Origin of the sequence: Amycolatopsis sp. NPDC001319 (assembly GCF_042896185.1) — a bacterium.
GTDB lineage: Bacteria > Actinomycetota > Actinomycetes > Mycobacteriales > Pseudonocardiaceae > Amycolatopsis.
The window spans coordinates 16,130-35,319 of sequence record NZ_JBIAWY010000019.1 but is presented as its reverse complement, the minus strand read 5'-3'; the positions used below and the strand labels follow the sequence as shown (position 1 = coordinate 35,319).

Here is a 19,190-nt window from a genome sequence, read left to right as displayed (position 1 = left end):
GCGATCCTACTCGGCAGTGGTCTGGACCGAAGCGAACTCCGAAGCCAGCAAGGCCAACGCGTCGGCCGTGGAGCGGTCGCGCGCGGTGTAGGTGACGATCAGCTGGTCGTCGGTGTCCGGCAGGTGCAGGGATTCGTAGCCCAGCACCAGAAGTCCCGCGCGGGGATGCCGCAGGCGCTTGAGGCCGTGGGACTTCGCCTGCACGTCGTGGCGGGACCACAGGTCGGTGAACGCCGGGCTGGCGATGGTCAGCTCGCCGACGAGCTTCGCCAGCACCGGGTCGCCCGGGTGGCGGGCGCTCTCGTGGCGCAGGTTCGCGACGGTCTCCGCGGCGACGTCCGGCCAGTCCACGTAGTACTCGAGCGCCTCCGGGTTCAGGAAAACGTGCCGTGCCGCGTTGGTCCCCGGGCCCACCGCCGGCGGCAGGACCGCTTCGCCGAGCGGGTTCGCCACGAGGATCTCCTGCCACCGCCCGGCCACGAACGCCGGCACGCCCATGCCGTCGACGAGGTCGCGCACCCCCGGCCGTACGGACTGCGCCGGCGGAGCTTCCGGGTCGCGCGGCGGCCGGGCGAGCAGCCGCAGGTGGCCGCGCTCAGTCGCGTCCAGCCCGAGGGTGCGGGCGATCGAGTCGAGGACGCTGTCGGACACGGCGTCGGCGCGCCCCTGCTCCAGGCGCGTGTAGTAGTCCACGCTCACGCCGGACAGCAGCGCCAGCTCCTCGCGCCGCAGCCCCGGCACCTTGCGCCGCCCGGCTCCGGGCAGGCCTTTGCTCTCGGGGCTCACGCGCGCCCGGCGGGCCTGGAGGAACTCACCGATCTCCGACATGCCCCCATTCTCACCCGGCCCCGCGAAAGTTGGGTGGTTCTGGCAAACACAGGAACACCAGCGCCTCCCCGCACACCTTCGCGTGCCGTGACGCTGGTTCCATGACCACTTACGGAGAACTCGCCACCCGCACCGCCGTCGTCACCGGAGCCGCCAGCGGCATGGGCGCGGCCACCGCGCGCCTGCTGGCCGGGTCCGGCGCCCGCGTCGCCCTGCTCGCCCGCCGGCGCGCGGTCCTCGACGACCTGGTCGCCGAGCTCGGTGCCACCACGCTCGCCGTGCCCGCGGATCTCACCGACACCGGGTCCGTCGAAGCGGCCGTCGACACCGTCCACGAGCGGTTCGGACCGGTCGATCTCGTCGTCAACGCCGCCGGCGTGATGCTGCCCAACCCGATGACCGAAGGCCGCGAAGACGAGTGGCAGCGCATGATCGACACCAACCTCGCCGGCCCGCTGCGCGTCATCCACGGGTTCGGCGACGACCTGCGCGCCGCCGCGGCCGAGGGCCGGCCGGCGGACCTGGTGAACATCTCCTCGGTCGCGGCGCACCTCGCGATGCCGGAGTACGCCGTCTACAACGCCACCAAAGCCGCGGTGACGCACCTGAGCGCCTCGCTGCGACAGGAGTTCGGCGCGGTGCGCGTGACCAACCTCGAACCCGGCCTCACCCGCACGGAGCTCGGCGAGCACATCGACAACGCCGCCCACGCGTCGCAGCTCGCGCAGACCTTCGACGCGTTCCCCAGCCTGGAGCCCGAAGACGTCGCCGACCTCATCGCCTTCCTCGTGACGCGGCCCGCGCACGTGAACCTGCGCCAGGGCATCCTCGTCCCGACCCGGCAGCCGTCGTGACGCTCAGCCGAACACCGTGCGGTGGCGGCGGACGAACTCGGCGAGCTCCGTCGCCGGCCGGCCCGTGAGGTCGGCGACGGTCGTGGTCACCGATTCGGCGCCGCCGTCGCGATAGGCGCGGGCGACCTCGACGAGGGCGTCGGCGTGGAACTCCGGCACACCCCGGCCGAGCAGCGCCGCGCGCGCCTGTTCGTCGGACAGCCCGCGGTAGCGCACGGGCCGGCCGAGGACGGCGGAGAAGACGTCCGCCGCTTCGGCGTAGGTGAGGGCGGCCGGGCCGGTGAGGTCGTAGACGCGGCTGTCGTGCCCGGCGGTGGTGAGCACCGCGGCAGCCACGCGCGCGACGTCGGCCGCGTCGAGGAAGCTGATCGGCGCGGTGATCGCGGGGAAGCCGAACTCGCCCGCCGTGCGGATCGAGCGCTGGGCCAGGAAGTTCTGCTGGTAGAAGTTCGGCCGCAGGATCGTCCACGCGAGGCCGGACGCGCGCAGGGCTTCTTCGACGGGCTTGTGCAGGCGGGCGATGGGCGAGAGCTCCTCGCCGGCCCGCCACACGGACAGCTTGACCACGCGCGCGCCGGCGGTCCGCGCGGCGTCGAGCATCGCGAGCTCCTGGCCGGTCTGCGCCGGGCTCATCGCGCCGAGCAGGAACACCGCGTCGACGCCGGCCAGCGCGGGCGGCAGGGTCTCGGGTTTGGCGAGATCGAGCGTCACCGCAGGCTGTCCGGACTCGAGCGCGCGGGCGGTCTTCGCCGGGTCGCGGTAGGCGGCCACGGCGTCCGCGCCGAGCAGGGCGACCAGCGCCGAGCCGACGTTGCCGCTCGCGCCGATCACGAGGATCACGGTTTGCGCGCGACGCCGCCGACGATCAGGCGCTGGGCCACGTTCATCCCCGACAGCTGCGGACCGGCCGGCCACCAGGCCGCCAGCGGCACGATCTCCGGCTCGGCGCCCGGGCCCTGCGGCACGAGCTCGAGACCGTGGAACAGCTCCCGGATCTCCGCGCGCGTGCGCATGGTGGCGCCGCCGAGCGCGCCGCTGCGGACGGTCTCGATGAGCTCCTCCATGGCCTGCGCGTCGTCGGAGCCGTCGTGCGGGTCGAGGATGTGGGAGATCACCACGAACGAACCCGGCGGCAGGCGGTCGATGAACTCCTGCGTGACCTCGGCCGGGCGGCCGCGATCGCCCTTCCAGTGGTGCAGCGTCGCGACGAACAGCAGCGCGATCGGCCTGGTCCAGTCCAGGTGCCCGCGCACCACCTCGTCGTCGAGGATGCTGGCGGGCCGGTAGATGTCGCCCTCGACGTAGCGGGTGCGCTCGTTCTCCTCCAGCAGCGCCCGCCCGTGCGCGGTGACGACCGGGTCGAAGTCGGTGTACACGACCTTCGCCTCGGGGTTCACGCGCTGCACGACCTGGTGCACGTTCTCTGCCGTCGGCAGGCCCGAGCCGCAGTCGAGGTACTGGTCGATCCCGGCGTTGCGAGCGAGGAAGGTGCAGGCGCGGATGAGGAACGCCCGGTTCTCGACGGCGAGGTCACGCACGTCCGGCATCTTCTCGGCCAGCTCGCGGGCGACCTTGCGGTCCACTTCGTAGTGCGTGTTGCCGCCCAGCAGGTAGTCGTAGACGCGCGCGACGCTGGCGCGGTTCGGGTCGACGCCCGGCGGGCTGTCGAGTGCCGATCGGTCCGCGTGCTGCGACATCCGGGTGCCTCCTCGGGTTTGCGTGGCGGGTCCGGCACCGAGCGTAGGGGTCCGCAGGTCGTCGCGTAAAACCGGGCGGCGGGGTTCACGATCTCGGCGAGGACGGGTCACGGCTGGCCGAGCGTGATGGCCGCGACCCCGGCCGCCGCGATGACGAGGCCGGTGATCTGGGGGCGGCTCCAGCGTTCGTGCAGCAGGCCGCGCGCGAGGACGATCGTGATGGCGGGGTAGAGCGACGTGATGACCGCGACCACGGCGAGCTGGCCCGCCCCGGTGGCGGCGACGAACAGCAGGTTGGCCGCGCCGCCGAGGATGCCGGCGGCGGTGGCCGGCCACCAGGCGCGCGACCACGACGTGGGCTTCAGCCAGATCGCGGCGAGCACCAGCAGGAGCACGCCGACGGACTGGCCGGCGACGAGCGGCCAGCTGCCCGCTCCGGTGCCCGCACGGTCGAGGCCGATGAACAGGACTCCGAACCCCGCGCCGGCGATCACACCCTCGACCAGGCCGGAGCGCTTGCGTTCGGCGTCGTCGCCCTGGTGCTGCGAGACGAGCGCGATGGCCGGCAGCACCAGCGCGATCCCCACCCACGACAGCCACGCCAGCCGGTCGCCCGTCGCGAACCCGACGAGCGCGGGCAGCGCCGCCGCGAGCACCGCCGAGACGGGCGCGACCACGCTCATGCGCGCCGTGGAGAGGCCCCGGTAGAGCGCGAACGTGCCCACGGCCGTGCCCAGCCCGCTCACCGCGCCCCACGCGAGCTCCTCGGGGTACGGGGCACGCGGACCCATCACGAGCACGGCGAGCAGGGCCGCGAGCAGGCTCCACGGCTGCGCCAGGACCGTGACGGCGTTCGGGTCGCTGCGCCGCCCGCCCACGCCGGCGACGAAGTCGGAAGCGCCGTAGCTGAGCGCGGACAGCAACCCCAGAAGGACACCCACGGGTCCATTCTGCCGATTTCCCGCGAGCCCACGGTTCGCGGTGCCCGAGCCGACGTGGAGTCAGTGGGATCAGTGGCGTCGGTGGGGTCAGTGGGGGAGCTGCTGCTCCGCGCTGCACCACCAGCTCGTGCGCCCGCCGACCTTGCCGCGGGCCATGGGCGCGTGGTCGCGCGGGCACTGTGCGCCGGGTTTGCGGTAGGGGATCACCGTGAGGGTGTGGACGCCGCCGTGGTCGAGGGCGGCGGTGACGGAGCTGCGGGTGGCGCGCAGGAGGCGGTCGACGGCCGGGCGGTCGAGCTCGTCTACGCGGTGGGCCGGGTGCACGCGGGCGCGCCAGAGGATCTCGTCGGCGAGGAGGTTGCCGATGCCGGCCAGCGCGTGCTGGTCGAGCAGCCGCGCCTTGATGGGGGCGGTGCCCTTGGTGACGGCGGTGCGGAACTCGGCGGGCGTCACCGCGGCGGCGTCCGGGCCGAGCAGCTCGATGTGCGGATCGAGCGTGATGCGGCCGAGGCGGCGCGGGTCGACGAGCATCATCAGGCCGCCGTCGTCGAAGGTCAGGGCGAAGCGCGACCACCGGTAGTCACCCTGCACGCGGCGGCCTTCCCAGTAGTCGCCGCCGTCGATCTCGGTGCCGTCGGCGTCGGCGATCACGATCTTGCCGGACATCCCGAGGTGCACGCCGAGCGCGGGCCCGTCGTCGCCCGTGTCGCACCACAGCGACTTGCCCCGCCGGTGCGCGGCCACCAGCCGCCGCCCCAGCAGCGCCTCGCGGATCTCCCCGGGCGCGTGGGGCCGGCACACGTAGGAATCGGTGTCGTCGACGTCGACGATCAACCGGCCGAGCGCGGCCCGGTCGATCACCGATCGGGCCGACTCGACCTCGGGCAGTTCGGGCACGGGCGACTCCGCGGCTGGAGGGTGGACACGACGGCAACCATTGTCACCGACGCGACGCGATCCGGGCCGGTGACCCGTGAGCCCACGCGGATCACCGGCCGTGCGTCACTGGCAGGCTTCGCAGTCCGGGTCGTCGATGCGGCAAGAGGCGCCGTCGGTGAGCTCGAAGTCGAAGTCGTCGAGCACGGGCACGGGCAGGGCCTCGGCCGTCTCGGACGCGGTGGAAGCAGTCATGTCTCTCCCTCGGGTCGGAACAGGTTTCTCCCTTCTGTAGCGCCGAAGATCGTCCGGCATTCCGTGACCCGGACCACAACCCGCGTCGGCCCGTGAAAACCCCGCGGCCCACCGGGGTCGCCGGCTCGGGTGTTCCTCGATGCGACCACGCGGCGGCCCGGGGCAGGGTCGGGCCGTACCGCGTTGTCCACACTCGTGCGCAAAGGGCCTTCAAACATGGAAACCGTCGAGAACTCGCTCCAGGCCGACCTCCTCGTGGTCGGCTTCGGCAAGGGCGGCAAGATCGCCGCCGGTACCATGGCCCGGCTCGGGAAGCGGGTCATCGTCGTCGAGCAGTCGCCCGAGATGTACGGCGGCACCTGCCCGAACGTGGGCTGCGTGCCCACCAAGGCGCTGGTGCACCGGTCCGGCAACCGCCGCCCGTCCGATCCGCCGCAGGAGTGGTACGAGCGGGCCGTGGGCGAGGTGCACGCGATCACGTCGCTGTTCCGCAAGGGCAACTTCGACGGGATGGACGGCCTCGAAACCGCGTCCGTCCTCACCGGGCACGCGGAGTTCACCGGCCCGGACACCGTCCTCGTCGAGACCGCCGACGGCCCCGTCACCGTCCGGGCCGAGCACATCCTCATCAACACCGGCTCGACGCCGGTGATCCCCGACCTGCCGGGCCTGCGGGACAGCAAGTACCTGGTCACCAGCACCGACCTCATCCACCGCACGGAGCTGCCGAAGCGGCTGGCGATCGTCGGCGGCGGCTACCTCGGTATCGAGTTCGCCGCCATCTACCGCCGGTTCGGCTCCGAGGTCACGCTCTTCGAGTCGACGGCGCGCATCCTCGACCACCTCGACGACGACGTGCAGGCCGTGGCCGAGAAGATCCTCGTCGACGAGGGCATCGAGATCGTCACCGGCGCCAACGTCACGGGCGTCGAGGACGCCGACGGGGAGGCGATCGTGTCGTACATGCACGACGGCCGCGAGCGCACCCTGGCCGTGGACGCGGTGCTGGCCGCCGCCGGCCGCAAGCCGGCGACCGAGGGCCTCGGTCTGGCCGCGGCGGGCGTCCGCGTGACCGCCCGGGGCGCGGTGGAGGTCGACGAGTACCTGCGCACCAGCCGGCCGCACATCTTCGCCCTCGGCGACGTCAACGGCGGGCCGCAGTTCACCTACGTCTCCCTCGACGACAGCCGTATCGTGCTGGACCAGCTGCGCGGCGAGGGCAAGCGCACCACGACCGACCGCGTCGCCGTACCGCGGACGCTGTTCATGACGCCGCCGCTGGCGATGGTCGGCCTCACCGAGCGCGAGGCGCGGGAGGCGGGCCACCGGATCAAGGTCTCGAGCCAGCCGGTCGCGGAGATCATCGCGATGCCGCGCGCCTACGTCGTGGACGAGACGCGCGGCGTGATGAAGTTCGTGATCGACCTCGACACCGACGAGATCCTCGGCGCCTCGCTGCTGAGCGTCGACGCGCAGGAGCTGATCAACACCGTGGCGATGGCGATGCGCTACGGCATCAAGGCCGCGCAGCTGGGTGAGGCGATCTACACGCACCCGTCGTCGACGGAGGCGTTCAACGACGTGATCGCCACCGTGGTCCGCAGCGACGAGCAGTAGTCGTCCCAAGGCGAAAAGCCCCATACCGTCCACAAAGGATCGTGTGGGGCTTTTGTTTTCCTGCCACCCCAGCGAACTGGGGGTCCGGGCCGGGGTGCACCCGGACGCGACGCGGGTGCCGCGCGGGCAGGCTCTGAGGCGACGACCGGAAACGGAGAACCCACATGCCACCTACGCTGGCCGCCGGCCACCTCTACCTCCAGACCAACGAGGTCAAGAACGCGATCATCCACTACTCCCGAGGGGCTGACGGCGCCCTCACCGAGGTGGAGCGCGTGCCCACCGGAGGCGGCGGGTCCGGGGTGTACAAACCGATCAGCGGCCAGGAGAGCGCGCCGAACGCCTTCGAGGCGGCCGGCAGCGTGATCCTCACGGCGGACAAGCAGTTCCTCTTCGCCACCAACGGCGGCGACAACTCCGTGTCCAGCTTCGCCGTCGGCGGCGACGGCAAGCTGACGCTGCTCGACGTGAAGCGCACCGGCAACATCGTGGCCGGCCGCAGCGGCACCGCGAAGTCGCTGGCGTTCTCGCCGGCCACCAGCACGCTGTACGTGCTGCACTCCTTCGGCCCGGACCACGTGCGCCTGATGACCGTGGACCCCGAGGGCAAGCTCACCTCGCGGCCCGAGGGCTACACCGTGAACACGCCGGACAAGCCGCTGCGCGTGTCCACGATGGTCGTGCTCTCGCCGGACGAGCGCTTCCTCGTCGTCGGCACCACGTTCGACCAGCCGGCGGCGGCCAACCCGGACGGTTCGCCGATCCTGTGGGCCGACCAGCCCGACGGCTCGAAGAAGTCCGTCGCGTCCAACGCGCCCGACCCCGACGGCATCATCGTCTTCCCGCTGCAGCACGACGGTTCGCTGGGCGAGGGCATGTTCCAGGACGGAGGCGGCGGTTCGCCGTTCTACCCGGCGTTCCTGCACCACCGCCCGGACCACTTCGTGATCGGCTACGCCGTGGCCGACGGCATCGCGCTGGCCAAGCTCGACGACCGCGGCCAGATCGGCACCGGCCCGGTCGTGAAGATCGACACCAGCGTCGGCCTGCCCTCGGAGCTGTGCTGGCTCGCGGTCTCGCCCGACGACAAGTGGGTGTTCGCCACGAACTTCGGCTACAGCAACATCTCCAGCTTCCGCATCGACGGCGACGTCGTCTCGCTGGTGCACGACAACGCGTGCCCGAAGGTCCCCGGTGACGGCACCTTCCGCGCGCTCAACGGCACCGTCAGCAGCGGCCCGAGCGACAACTGGCTCTCCCCGGACGGCACGCACCTGTACCAGATCTACGCCAACGCCTCGAAGCTCGTGGGCTACGCGGTGCAGACCGACGGCTCGCTCGCCGAGGTCACCGCCGCGGAGATCCCGTACAACAGCCCGCAGGGCCTGGCCGGGTTCTGAGCCGTGACGGCGGGTGAGGCCGGTCAGGCGCGCATCGAGGCGACGCTGTCGTCGCTGATGCTCAGCCCCCGGGAAATCGAGAAGCTGGTGATCTACCAGGTGGCCGAGCTGGCTCGGCGGCGCAAGGACCGCGGTCTGAGGCTGAACTTCCCGGAGTCGATCGCGCTGATCACCGAGGCCCTGCTGGAGGCGGCCCGGGACGGCCGGTCGGTGGCGGAGGTGACCGAGCTGGGCAAGCAGGTGCTCACGCGTGAGGACGTGCTGCCCGGCGTGCCGGAGATGGTGAACGTGGTGCAGGTCGAGGCCACGTTCCGCACGGGCACGCAGCTCGTGGCCGTGGCCGACCCGATTCCGTAGGAGCACACGATGATCCCAGGCGAGTGGCTGCTGGCAGACGAGCCGATCGAGCTCAACGCCGGCCGGCGCACCGCGCGCCTGCCGGTGCGCAACACCGGTGACCGGCCGATCCAGGTCGGGTCGCACTTCCACTTCTTCGAGGTGAACCGGGTGCTGGACTTCGACCGCCCGGCGACGCTGGGCATGCGGCTCAACGTGCCCTCGGGGCAGTCGATCCGCTTCGAGCCCGGCGACGAACGCGACGTCGAGCTCGTGGAATTCGGCGGCGCCGGGCGGGTGGTCGGGTTCAGCGGCCTGCTCGACGGCGGTTTCGCCGTTCGCGGTGCGGCGGCCCGGGCCCAGGCGCGGGCCGCCGAGCGGGGGTTCACGGGAACGGGGGAACAGGCGTGACCACGGTTTCGCGGCGGCACTACGCGTCGCTCTACGGTCCGACGGCGGGCGACCGCTTCCGGCTGGCCGACACCGACCTGCTCGCCCGTGTGGAGCGCAGCCTCATCCTCCCGGGCGAGGAGGCGATCTACGGCGGCGGGAAGTCCATTCGCGACGGCATGGCGCAGGCTCCCGGCGTGCGCAACGCCGACGGCGCCCTGGATCTCGTGATCACCTCGGTGATCGTGATGGACGCCGTGCTCGGCATCCTCAAGGCGGACATCGGGGTGAAAGACGGGCTGATCGCCGGCATCGGCCAGGCCGGCAACCCGTCTGTGCAGGACGGGGTCTCGCCCGGGCTGGTCATCGGCCCGGGCACGGAGGTGATCTCCGGCGAGGGCCTCGTCGCCACGGCCGGGGCCATCGACACCCACGTGCACTTCCTGACGCCGGCCCAGATCCCGCACGCGCTCTCCAGCGGTGTCACCACGCTGCTGGGCGGCGGGACCGGGCCCGCTGACGGGTCCAAGGGCACGACCTGCACGCCGGGGCCCTGGAACCTGGCCCGGATGTTCGAGGCGACGGCCGCGCTGCCGGTCAACGTCGGCCTGATGGGCAAGGGCAACAGCAGCCGCCCGGAAGGCCTGCGCGAGCAGGTGGAGGCCGGCGCCTGCGGGCTGAAGGTCCACGAGGACTGGGGTGCCACCCCGGCGGCGCTCGACTGCGCGCTGTCGGTCGCCGACGAGTACGACGTGCAGGTGGCGCTGCACGCCGACACCCTCAACGAATCCGGCTACCTGGCCGACACGCTCGACGCCATCGACGGCCGGACGATCCACAGCTACCACACCGAGGGGGCCGGCGGCGGGCACGCGCCGGACATGATGGCGATCGCCTCGCTGCCCAACGTGCTGCCGTCCTCGACCAACCCGACGCGGCCGTACACCACGGACACGACGGACAACCTGTTCTACATGACGATCGTGACGCACCACCTCAACCCCGACAATCCCGAGGACGTCACGTTCGCGCAGTCGCGGATCCGCGCCGAGACCGAGGCGGCCGAGGACGTGCTGCACGACCGCGGCGTGCTCAGCATGTACTCCTCGGACGCGCAGGCCATGGGGCGCATCGGGGACACCGTCACGACGTGCTGGCGCACCGCGGACAAGATGAAGAAGCTCACCGGCAGCCTGCCCGGGGAGACCGCGGGCGACGACAACCAGCGGATCCTGCGGTACCTGGCGAAGCTCACGATCAACCCGGCGCTCACGCACGGCATCGGCCACGTCGTGGGCTCGCTGGAGCCGGGCAAGCTGGCCGACATCGTGCTGTGGCCGACCAACACCTTCGGCGTCAAACCCAAGTACGTGCTCAAGGGCGGGTTCGTCGCCTGGTCGGTGATGGGTGACGCCAACGCGTCCATCCCGACGCCGGAACCGGTGCTGCTGCAGCCGATGTTCGCCGGGCTCGGCAAGGCGGTGGGGCGGACGTCGATCACGTTCCTGTCGCAGGCGGCGCACGAGAGCGGGCTGTTCGAGCGCCTCGGGATCGACCGGCGGACCGAGGCCGTGCGCGGCTGCCGGACGGTGGGCAAGGCCCAGATGGTGCGCAACGAGCTGACGCCCGACATCGCGGTGGACCCCGAGACCTACCAGGTCACTGTGGACGGTGAGCCGGCCGTGGTGCCCGCGGTCGACGAGGTCGCCATGGCGCAGCTGTACTACATCGTGTGAAGTGCGGGATCCGCTGATGCCGCCGTACCTCGGGGGAGCCGACCGGCTCACGGGCTTCCTGTCCGTGCTGCAGCTGAGCGATTCGGCGTTCCCAAGTGGCCGCTACACGCTGTCCTACGGCCTGGAAACCCTCGTGCAGTCGGGTTTCCTGGCCACGCCGAGCGACCCGCGGGTGCTCTCGGCGCTGCTGCGGGACCAGCTGCTGCTCGGGGTGGCGCCGTCGGACGGGGTGGCCCTGGCGTGCGCGCACCGCGCCACGGCGTCGGAGGACTCGCTCGACCTCGAGTGCGTGACGGAAGCCGACGAACGGCTGGCCGCGGTGAAGCTGCCACGGGAGGCGCGGGAGACGTCCACGCGCACGGGGCGGGCGTTGCTGCGGATCGCGAAGTCGGTCTTCCCGACGAAAGCTTTGCTGCACTACGCCGGCTGTGTCGCGAAAGGACGGTCGCCTGGCAACCACGCAGTGGTGCTGGGAATCCTCAGCGCGTCGGTGGGCGTGCCCCGGCTGGAGGCAGTGACGGGGGAGCTGTTCGCGTTCTCCGCGGCCTGGGTCGCGGCCGGTGTGCGCCTGGCCGTCACCGACCACAGCACCGCCCAGGCCGTGCTGCACGACGTGCGGGCGGTCACGGCCGAAGCGGCGATGTGCGCCGTGGACAAGGACCCCGACGCCATCACGAGCTGCACGCCGCTGCTCGACGTGGCGGCGATGCGGCACGAGGAAACGCAATTGCGGCTGTTCGCCAGCTGAGGAAGGAAACCATGCAGGCCCACACGCATACGCATGACCACCCGCACTCCCACGCGGAGTTCTCCGCCGGGCGCACCCCCGGCGTCGCCCGCATCGGCATCGGCGGCCCGGTCGGGTCGGGCAAGACGGCGCTGATCGAAGCGCTGGTGCCGATGCTGATCGCGGCCGGCCACCGTCCGCTGGTCGTCACCAACGACATCTTCACCAGCGAAGACGCCCTGCACGTGCGGCGCACCCTGGCCGGCGTGCTCGCGCCGGAGCGGGTCGTCGGCGTGGAGACGGGTTCGTGCCCGCACACCGCGGTGCGCGACGACCCGACCATGAACCTCGATGCCGTCGCCGAGCTCACCGACCGCTACCCCGACGCGGACGTGGTCCTCGTCGAGTCGGGCGGCGACAACCTGACGCTGACGTTCAGCGCCGCGCTGGCCGACTACTTCGTCTTCGTGATCGACGTGGCGCAGGGCGACAAGATCCCGCGCAAGCGCGGCCCCGGCGTGACCCACTCCGACCTGCTGGTGATCAACAAGGTCGACCTGGCGGACCTCGTCCGGTCCGACCTGTCGGTGATGGACCGCGACGCCGGTGCGGTGCGCGAAGGCCGTCCGTTCGTGTTCACCAACTGCTTCACCGGTGAAGGACTCGACGAGGTCACCGGTCGCGTCCGCGAGGTGATCGGCCGGTTCGCGCCCGCCGCCGAAGCGGGATGACCCGGCGCGACGACCCGGCCTGGTGCACGCCGGCGCGCCTGCCCGAGGAGCTGCTCGGCTTCGACGGGTCGATCCGCGACGGCCTCGGCGTCGGGGCGCCCGGCAAGCTGGGCGTGCTCGACCTCGCGCTCGCCCCGCGCGGCGGCACCACCCGGGTCGTCCGGCAGTACCAGCGCGCACCGCTGCACATCTACCGCCCGATCCACCTCGACCCGCGCCGGCCGGACATGGCGTTCGTGTTCCTGCAGCAGCAGGGCGACGGCTTCGTGCAGGGCGACCGCTACCGCATCGACGTCGACTGCGCTCCCGGTTCGGCCGTCCACCTCACGACGCAGGCGTCCACGAAGGTCTTCGGCGCGCGCGACAACTACGCGACGCAGCTGGTGAACCTGACCGTCGGCGCCGGTGCCGTGCTGGAGTACCTGCCCGACCCGGTCGTCCCGTTCCGCGGTTCGCGCCTGTTCCAGCGCACGGCCGTGACGATCGCGCCCGGCGCGACGGTGATCCTCGGCGAGGTGCTGCTCCCGGGCCGGGTGGCGCGGGGCGAGGCCCACGTCTACGACCTGTACTGGGCCGAGCTGGAAGCCCGTGCTCCCGACGGCACGCTGCTGTTCGCCGACACCCTGCGCCTGCGCCCGGGCGGTGCCGGCGACCCGGGCTCACCCGCGACGCTGGGCGGGTACCAGGTCGTGGCGAGCCTGTACGTGGTGTCGGACCGGATGCCGCCGGCCGAGCTCGTGGCCGCGCTGCGCGAGGCCCTGGCCGAGGTGCCGGACGTCCTCGCCGGGGTCTCCGAGCTGCCCGCCGCATGCGGCGCCGGCGTGCGGCTGCTGGGTCACACCTCCCGGTCCGTCCAGGCCGCGCTGCACGCAGCCTGGGACCGCGCCCGCCTCGGCGTGCTCGGTGCGCCCGCCCCCGACCTGCGCAAGGGCTGAGCTCACTCGGCGGCGCGGGCGGCCAGGACCAGGTGCAGCTCGGTGCGCGTGGTGATCGACAGCTTGGTGAACACCTTGTGCAGGTGGTACTCGACCGTGCGCGGGCTGATGGACAGGGCGGTCGCGATCTCGGGGTTGGAGCGGCCGTCGCGGGCGAGCGAGGCGATGCGGCGCTCCTGCGGCGTCAGGTGAGAGCTGGTTTCCGGTACCCGGCGGCGCGCACGTTCGCCGGTCGCGAGGAGCTCACGCATCGCGCGCGCCGCGAATGCCTCGGCGCGCATGGCGACGAACGCCTCGTGGGCGGCGCGCAGGGGGCCGCGCGCGTCGACGCGCCGGCCGCGGCGGCGGAGCCACTCGCCGTAGAGCAGGCGGGCGCGGGCCAGGTGCGGGGTGATGCGCGAGCGGCCCAAGCGGTCGATGGCTTCCGTGTACAGGTCTTCCGCCGCTTGGCCTTCGCGCAGCAGCGCGCGCGAACGGGCGTCGACGCCGAGCGCCCATTCGGTGCCGCTGAGGCAGGCGCGTTCGGAGAGACGGTCGGCCGCCGCCGTCGCCGTGGTCAGGTCGCCGGAGCGCACGGCGCCTTCGACGAGTTCGACGAGGGACCAGCCTTGGAGCTCGATGCCGTCGCGGTCGAGGACGTCGCGGGTCGCGTCGGCGGCCTCGCCGTACGCGGTCAGGCCGTTGCGGAGCACGGCGGTGGCGTAGCGGGCCGTCGTCAGCGCCATGCCGCCGTTTTCGAAGCAGGACTCGGCGAACGCCGGCAGCTCGTGCCCGCGCCACGCGGCCAGCACGCAGGCGGCGTGCGGGAATGCCGGGGTGCCGGTGAGCCGCGTGAGGGCTTCCGCCTCGGCCACCAGCGCGTCCGCGGCAGCGAACTGTCCGAAGTGGACTTCGGCGAGGGCGCGGTGGGTGAGGACGTACGGCAGGATCGTGCGCGCGCCGGTTTCGCGGGCGCTGGCGAGCTCGGCCCGGGTGAGGTCGTGCCAGGTGTCGTCGTCCCACAGGTCCGGCGCGACGAGGCAGGCCAGCAGCCGGGAGCGGGCGTCGTTCTCGTGGTCGTTGTCGAGGGTCTTCAACGCGAGCTTGAGCGGCTCGACCGCGGCCGCGTAGCCGGCGGTGCAGCGTTGCGCGACGCCTTCCAGCAGCCGGTCGGAGCCCGTCGGCCGGTGCGTGGCCAGGCGCGCGAGCACGGCGTGGACGACGTCGACGTGGCCGGTGAAGATCGCCGCGCCCAGCGCTTCGAGGTACGCGGGCCGCGCGAGGCGGGGTTCGCACAGCTCCAGGTCCTGGGCCGACGTCAGCAGCCGGCCGACCGCCGGCCCGCCGCGGCCGGAGTCGAACGCCATGCGGGCCCGCACCCGGTTCGCCCGCGCCCGGGCGGCGGTGCCGGGGGAACCCAGCTCCGCGACGGCGAGCAGCCGGACCGCCGCGTCGACCGCGCCGGCCGCGTGGTGCGCGTCGGCCGCAGCGACGGCCCGCTCGGCGCGCAGCCGCGGGTCGGCGGTGTGCAGCGCCGCGTGCTCCAGGAAGGCGGCCGCGGCGGGGAGCCCGCCCCGGCGTCCGGCCTCGTCGGCGAGGCGGGCCAGCGACTCGGCGAGGGCCTCGGCCGGCTCGACCGTGGCGTGCGCGAGGTGCCACGCGCGCCGGTCGGGCTCGAGCCGCGGATCGGTCGCCAGGGCCAGGGCGCCGTGCACCAGGCGGCGCTCCGCACCGGACGCGAGGCCGTAAACGCACTGGCGCAGGCGGGGTTCACGGAAGGCGACCCATGCCCCGAACGAGACGAGGCCGGCCGCTTCGAGCGGCCCGGCCGCGTCCGGCCCGATCGCGAGCCGGGCGGCCGCCTCCCACAGCCGGACCGGCTCGCCGAGCGGTTCGGCGGAGGCGAGGACGAGCAGGAGCCTGGCCTCAGGTGTCAACGTTGTTGCCACGGCGGCGGTTTCCGGGCAGGACAAGGGAACCACGCCGTATCCGCCGGCGAGGCCGCCCGCCGGGCGGACAGCGTCGAGCAGCAGCCGCGGGTTCCCCCTGGCTTCGGCCACGACGCGATCGCGCACGGCCTCGTCGAGCGGCGCGCCGAGCGCGGACTCGAGAAGTGCGCGCGACTCGGCGTGACGCAGCGGCGCGAGGCTCAACCCCGGCAGGTCGCCGAACCGCTCACCGCGCTCCGCGAACACCACCGCGACGCGCGCCCGCCCGAGCCGCCGGGCGGCGGCCGCGAGCACGAAGGCCGACGATTCGTCCAGCCACTGCGCGTCGTCGACCACACACAGCACCGGCCGCTCCTCGGCCGCCAGCACCAGCAACTCCACCACGGCGACACACACGGGGAGCGGCCCGGGCGCGACACCCACGCGGAGCCCGACGGCTCGTTCCAGCACCTCGCGCCGGTGCTCGTGCAGCCGGGCCAGCTCCGCGGGCAGCGCCGAACACAGCAGGTGCAACGCCGCATACGGCAGGCCCGCCTCGGCGGCGATCCCGCGCACGGTCAGCACCCGATGCTCGGTGGCGGCGTTGGTGAGGTCGGTGAGCAGGGCCGTTTTGCCGAGCCCGGCGGCGCCGCGGACCACGATTGTGCCGCCGGTGGTGAGTAGTTCGCGTAGCTGGGTGCGTTCGGCGTCGCGTCCGGTGAGGGGGAGGGTTGTGTTCATCGTGACGTGGCCTCGGTTTCGTGCTGGTGCAGGCCGGCGGCGTCGGTGAACAGGGTCGTTTTGCTGAGCCCGGCGCTGCTGCGGACCTCGATTGCGCCGCTCGCGGTGGGCAGTTCGCGCAGTCGGGCGCGTCCGGTGAGGGGGAGGGTTGTGTTCATCGGGGCGCGACCTCGATCCCGTGCTGGTGCTCGTCCGTCGCGTTGGTGAGGTCGGTGAGCAGGGGTCGTTTTGCCGAGCCCGGCGGTGCTGCGGATCGCGATCGTGCCCTCGGTGAGTAGTTCGCGGAGCTGGGTGCGTCCGAGGAGCGGGAGCGTTGTGTTCATCGGGGCGCGTCCTTGATTCCGTGCTGGTGCTCGGCGGCTGTGTTCGTGGGGTCGGTGAGCAAGGTCGTTTTGCCGAGCCCGGCGGTGCCGCGTTGCGCGATTGCGCCGCCGCTGGTGGGCAGCGCGCGCAGTCGGGCGCGTCCGGCGAGGGGGAGGGTTGTGGTCATCGGGGCGCGACCTCGATTCCGTGCTGGTGCTCGGCGGTGCCGCGCAGCGCGATCGCGCCGCCGTCGGTCAGTAGTTCGCGATGCAGGGTGCGTTCGGGGTTGCGTCCGATGAGGAGGGTTGTGGTCATCGCGGGGCGGCCTCGATTCCCTGCCGGTGCTCGGTGAAGGCCAGGTGCAGTTCGGTGCGCGACGTGATGCGCAGCTTTGTGAAGACCTTGCGCAGGTGGTATTCGACCGTGCGGGGGCTGATGGACAGTGCGGCGCCGATCTGCGAGTTGGTGAGGCCGGCGCGGGCCAGAGCGGCGATGCGGGTTTCCTGCGGGGTCAGCGCCGAGGGGGTGGCCGAGGGGGCGTCGATCGCGAGCAGTGCGCGGTCGGCGAAGGCGGTGGCTCCGCTGCGGAGGAACTCGTTGTACGCGGCGCGCAGCGGGCGACCGGCTTCGTCGTGGCGACCTTGGCGGCGCAGCCATTCGCCGTAGCCGAGCCGGGTGCGGGCCAGGAGTGTGCGGATCTTCGTGCGGGCCAGCCGGTCGAGCGCTTCCAGGTACTGGCCTTCGGCCTCGGGGCCCTCGGCCAGCAGCGCACGTGAACGGGCCTGGGCACCGAGCGCCCAGTCCGTTCCGCAGCGGTCGGTGCGGTCGGCGAGGATCCGGAGCGCGGTGTGCGCGACGTCTTGCCGGCCCGCGCCGGCGGCGGCTTCGACCAGTTCGACCAGCGCCCAGCCTGCCGTCGCCAGGTGGTCGCGGTCGACGACGCGCTGTGCGGCGGCGAGGGCCCGCAGGTGGTCGCCGGCGGCATTGCCCGCCACGGCGGTGGCCAGGTCGGCGCAGGCGCGGACGAGTCCGTGGCCGGTGAAGCCGCCGAAGTCCTGACCGCGCCAGGCCGCGATCAGCGGGGTGGCGTGCGTCAGGGGTGCCTGGCCCAGCTTCGTGCTCATCGTGCGAGCCTCGTCGTCGAGTGCGGCCGCCCCGGTGAAATTGGCGGTGTGGACCGAAAACAGTGCCCGTCCGGTCAAGACGTCCGGCAGCGCACCGGGATCGGCCGCACCGCTCACCATCCGGTGCCACGCCTGGTCGTCCCACAGCTCAGCGGCGACGAGCCCCGCGAGCCACGATGGCTGAGCGGTTTCGAGAGCCGCCGCCAGCGGCCCGATCGCGGCGTCGAAACCTCCGGTGCGACGCAGAAGCAGCCCGGCCGCAAGCTCGTCCCGCGGACTTGTTGGCACCGACGCGAAATCGACGCCGGTGAGGACGGCGGCGCCGACCGCGGCGAGGCACGCCCGGCTTGTCGCGCCCGGGCCGGTGGCGCGCAGCAGGGCTTCGGCCGCGGCGGGCGTGCGGGTCGAGGTGAACGTGAGCCAGGCGCGCAGCCGAGCAGCTTCGGTTCTGTGCGCTGGGCCGACCATCGAGTCCGGCAACCGCAGCGCGTTGCCGGGCTGTCCGGCGTCGAGTTCGGCTGCCGCCGCGGCCAGGGTGCGTTCGGCGCGCAGAACCGGGTCCAAGGTGAGCGTGGCGGCACAGTGCAGGAACGCCGCCGCCGCGCCGGGCCCGCCCCGGCGGCGAGCCGAGGCCACCTGCGCGGCCAGGCCGTCGGCTGCTGCCGGATCCGGGCCGGTCACGGAGTGGGCGTGATGCCAAGCCTGGCGGTCGGCTGACGTGGCCGCGTCGGCCAGAGCCCGGTGGACCGCGCGTCGCTCCGAAGGCGTGGCCCGGTGATAAGCCCAGCCGCGTACAGCCGGGTCGGAAAAGGTGACCCACTCGCCGAACGCGAGGACACCGTCCGGCGCGACCGCCGGAATCCCCAGTCGCGCGGCGGCTCGCCACAGCACAGCCACGTCACCCGTCGGATCCGCCGCAGCCGCCAGCAGGAGGGCGCGGGCGTCGGGGTCCAGGCGCAGCACCCGGTCCCGGGAATCGGCGTCCGGATTCCCATCGGACAGCCCGAGCCCGCCGGCCTGCGCAAGACCACGCGCGCCCGCACAGATCGCGCGCGGATTCCCTCGTGTCTCCGCGACGAACCGCTCGACCACGTCCTCGTCCACCGGCCCCAGCACCAGCGACTCGACCAACGCGCGAGCGCCGGCCCGGCACAACTCGGACACCACCAGCTCCGGCAAACCTTCCAGCACCCCGGCTCGGCCGCGCTCCGCGAACAGCAGCACCGCGCGTTTCCCTTCCACCCGCCGGGCCGCGAAAGCCAGCGCACGCGCCGAAGGCTCGTCCAGCCACTGGGCGTCGTCGACCACGCACAGCAGCGGCGCCGCCGCCGACACCAGGAACGTCGTGGCCACCCCGACCAGGAACGGATCGGAGTCCTCCGCGACCGCACGCAGCACCCGCGCGTGGTGCGGCAGCAGTTGCCCGAACACCCCGTCGAGCGCGGCACACAACTGCCGCAACCCCGCGTACGGCCGCGAGTCGGACGAGCGCACGTGGACCACCCGGCACCCGCGCGCTCGCGCGACGGCCTGCCGCAGCAGCGCCGTCTTCCCCACGCCCGGGGCGCCGCGCAGCACGAGCGCACCGCAGCCGTCTCGCACGAGCCGGTCGAGCCGGTGGACTTCGGCGGCACGGCCGTGCAGAGTTACGGCACTGGCCGGGTTCGGGTCGGGCACGGCGTCGACGCTCGCGGGTCCCCGGCCGCTTCGAACCCGGGCCGCCCCGGGCCCGACCCCGGGATCCGGGCGAACCCGGGCGAGCCGGGCGGCACCGGTGAACGCTGTGTACCCG

General features: G+C 72.9%; 20 protein-coding genes. 9 read left to right on the top strand and 11 right to left on the bottom strand.

Annotated elements, in window-relative coordinates:
- Positions 1 to 6: 6 nt before the first annotated feature.
- On the bottom strand, positions 7 to 828 hold the full coding sequence (locus tag ACFY1H_RS44490) for a helix-turn-helix transcriptional regulator (protein ID WP_386956116.1): 822 nt from the start codon (positions 826 to 828) through the stop codon (positions 7 to 9).
- Positions 829 to 929: 101 nt separating this feature from the next.
- Here ACFY1H_RS44490 and ACFY1H_RS44485 point away from each other — a divergent pair, with 101 nt between their 5' ends.
- A complete protein-coding gene (locus tag ACFY1H_RS44485) occupies positions 930 to 1,682 on the top strand; it encodes an SDR family oxidoreductase (protein WP_386956115.1) in 753 nt (250 codons plus the stop codon).
- Positions 1,683 to 1,685: 3 nt separating this feature from the next.
- On the opposite strand, the gene ACFY1H_RS44480 is transcribed toward ACFY1H_RS44485, so the two are convergent.
- From ACFY1H_RS44480 to ACFY1H_RS44460, 5 genes are all read right to left on the bottom strand, one after another.
- Positions 1,686 to 2,522 carry an NAD(P)H-binding protein gene (locus ACFY1H_RS44480; RefSeq protein ID WP_386956114.1) on the bottom strand — a complete coding sequence of 279 codons (837 nt, stop codon included), beginning with the start codon at positions 2,520 to 2,522 and terminating at the stop codon, positions 1,686 to 1,688.
- Entirely contained in the window at positions 2,519 to 3,379 is an 861-nt protein-coding gene (locus ACFY1H_RS44475; RefSeq protein ID WP_386956113.1) for an SAM-dependent methyltransferase, read from the bottom strand. Before ACFY1H_RS44475 ends, ACFY1H_RS44480 begins: the two co-directional genes overlap by 4 nt.
- A gap of 107 nt (positions 3,380 to 3,486) precedes the next feature.
- Entirely contained in the window at positions 3,487 to 4,320 is an 834-nt protein-coding gene (locus tag ACFY1H_RS44470) for an EamA family transporter (RefSeq protein ID WP_366589477.1), read from the bottom strand.
- 87 nt (positions 4,321 to 4,407) lie between these two features.
- Positions 4,408 to 5,217, bottom strand: coding sequence for an Fpg/Nei family DNA glycosylase (locus ACFY1H_RS44465; RefSeq protein ID WP_386956112.1), 810 nt, complete (start codon positions 5,215 to 5,217; stop codon positions 4,408 to 4,410).
- 105 nt (positions 5,218 to 5,322) lie between these two features.
- Positions 5,323 to 5,451, bottom strand: coding sequence for a hypothetical protein (locus ACFY1H_RS44460; protein ID WP_354870323.1), 129 nt, complete (start codon positions 5,449 to 5,451; stop codon positions 5,323 to 5,325).
- Positions 5,452 to 5,667: 216 nt separating this feature from the next.
- On the opposite strand from ACFY1H_RS44460, the gene ACFY1H_RS44455 reads away from it, so the two are divergent.
- The 8 genes from ACFY1H_RS44455 (at position 5,668) to ACFY1H_RS44420 (ending at position 13,323) form a co-directional block, all read left to right on the top strand.
- Positions 5,668 to 7,068: an FAD-dependent oxidoreductase gene (locus ACFY1H_RS44455; protein WP_386956111.1), complete on the top strand. Its 1,401-nt coding sequence runs from the start codon at positions 5,668 to 5,670 to the stop codon at positions 7,066 to 7,068.
- A 164-nt stretch (positions 7,069 to 7,232) separates the two neighbouring features.
- Complete coding sequence (locus ACFY1H_RS44450; RefSeq protein ID WP_386956110.1) at positions 7,233 to 8,468, top strand: beta-propeller fold lactonase family protein; 1,236 nt, start codon at positions 7,233 to 7,235, stop codon at positions 8,466 to 8,468.
- A 54-nt stretch (positions 8,469 to 8,522) separates the two neighbouring features.
- Positions 8,523 to 8,825: an urease subunit gamma gene (locus ACFY1H_RS44445; RefSeq protein WP_366589545.1), complete on the top strand. Its 303-nt coding sequence runs from the start codon at positions 8,523 to 8,525 to the stop codon at positions 8,823 to 8,825.
- A gap of 9 nt (positions 8,826 to 8,834) precedes the next feature.
- Positions 8,835 to 9,215 (top strand): urease subunit beta, encoded by a 381-nt coding sequence (locus tag ACFY1H_RS44440; RefSeq protein ID WP_386956109.1) that lies wholly within the window; start codon positions 8,835 to 8,837, stop codon positions 9,213 to 9,215.
- Positions 9,212 to 10,930 carry an urease subunit alpha gene (gene ureC / locus ACFY1H_RS44435; RefSeq protein WP_386956108.1) on the top strand — a complete coding sequence of 573 codons (1,719 nt, stop codon included), beginning with the start codon at positions 9,212 to 9,214 and terminating at the stop codon, positions 10,928 to 10,930. The genes ACFY1H_RS44440 and ureC overlap by 4 nt, the downstream gene beginning before the upstream one ends.
- Before the next feature lies 1 nt (position 10,931).
- Complete coding sequence (locus ACFY1H_RS44430) at positions 10,932 to 11,678, top strand: urease accessory protein UreF (protein ID WP_386956107.1); 747 nt, start codon at positions 10,932 to 10,934, stop codon at positions 11,676 to 11,678.
- Between the two features lie 11 nt (positions 11,679 to 11,689).
- On the top strand, positions 11,690 to 12,388 hold the full coding sequence (ureG, locus tag ACFY1H_RS44425; RefSeq protein ID WP_386956106.1) for an urease accessory protein UreG: 699 nt from the start codon (positions 11,690 to 11,692) through the stop codon (positions 12,386 to 12,388).
- Entirely contained in the window at positions 12,385 to 13,323 is a 939-nt protein-coding gene (locus tag ACFY1H_RS44420) for an urease accessory protein UreD (RefSeq protein WP_366589496.1), read from the top strand. Before ureG ends, ACFY1H_RS44420 begins: the two co-directional genes overlap by 4 nt.
- 2 nt (positions 13,324 to 13,325) lie before the next feature.
- Here the strand turns inward: ACFY1H_RS44420 and ACFY1H_RS44415 are convergent, their stop codons facing one another.
- The 5 genes from ACFY1H_RS44415 to ACFY1H_RS44395 form a co-directional block, all read right to left on the bottom strand.
- Complete coding sequence (locus ACFY1H_RS44415) at positions 13,326 to 15,971, bottom strand: AAA family ATPase (protein WP_386956105.1); 2,646 nt, start codon at positions 15,969 to 15,971, stop codon at positions 13,326 to 13,328.
- A complete protein-coding gene (locus ACFY1H_RS44410) occupies positions 15,968 to 16,129 on the bottom strand; it encodes a hypothetical protein (protein ID WP_366589500.1) in 162 nt (53 codons plus the stop codon). Before ACFY1H_RS44410 ends, ACFY1H_RS44415 begins: the two co-directional genes overlap by 4 nt.
- A 161-nt stretch (positions 16,130 to 16,290) precedes the next feature.
- Positions 16,291 to 16,461: a hypothetical protein gene (locus ACFY1H_RS44405; RefSeq protein ID WP_386956104.1), complete on the bottom strand. Its 171-nt coding sequence runs from the start codon at positions 16,459 to 16,461 to the stop codon at positions 16,291 to 16,293.
- The gene (locus ACFY1H_RS44400) at positions 16,458 to 16,589 is read right to left on the bottom strand and encodes a hypothetical protein (protein WP_366589505.1); all 132 of its coding nucleotides are present in this window, start codon (positions 16,587 to 16,589) and stop codon (positions 16,458 to 16,460) included. Before ACFY1H_RS44400 ends, ACFY1H_RS44405 begins: the two co-directional genes overlap by 4 nt.
- The gene (locus ACFY1H_RS44395; RefSeq protein ID WP_386956103.1) at positions 16,586 to 19,075 is read right to left on the bottom strand and encodes an AAA family ATPase; all 2,490 of its coding nucleotides are present in this window, start codon (positions 19,073 to 19,075) and stop codon (positions 16,586 to 16,588) included. The genes ACFY1H_RS44400 and ACFY1H_RS44395 overlap by 4 nt, the downstream gene beginning before the upstream one ends.
- Positions 19,076 to 19,190 lie beyond the last annotated feature (115 nt).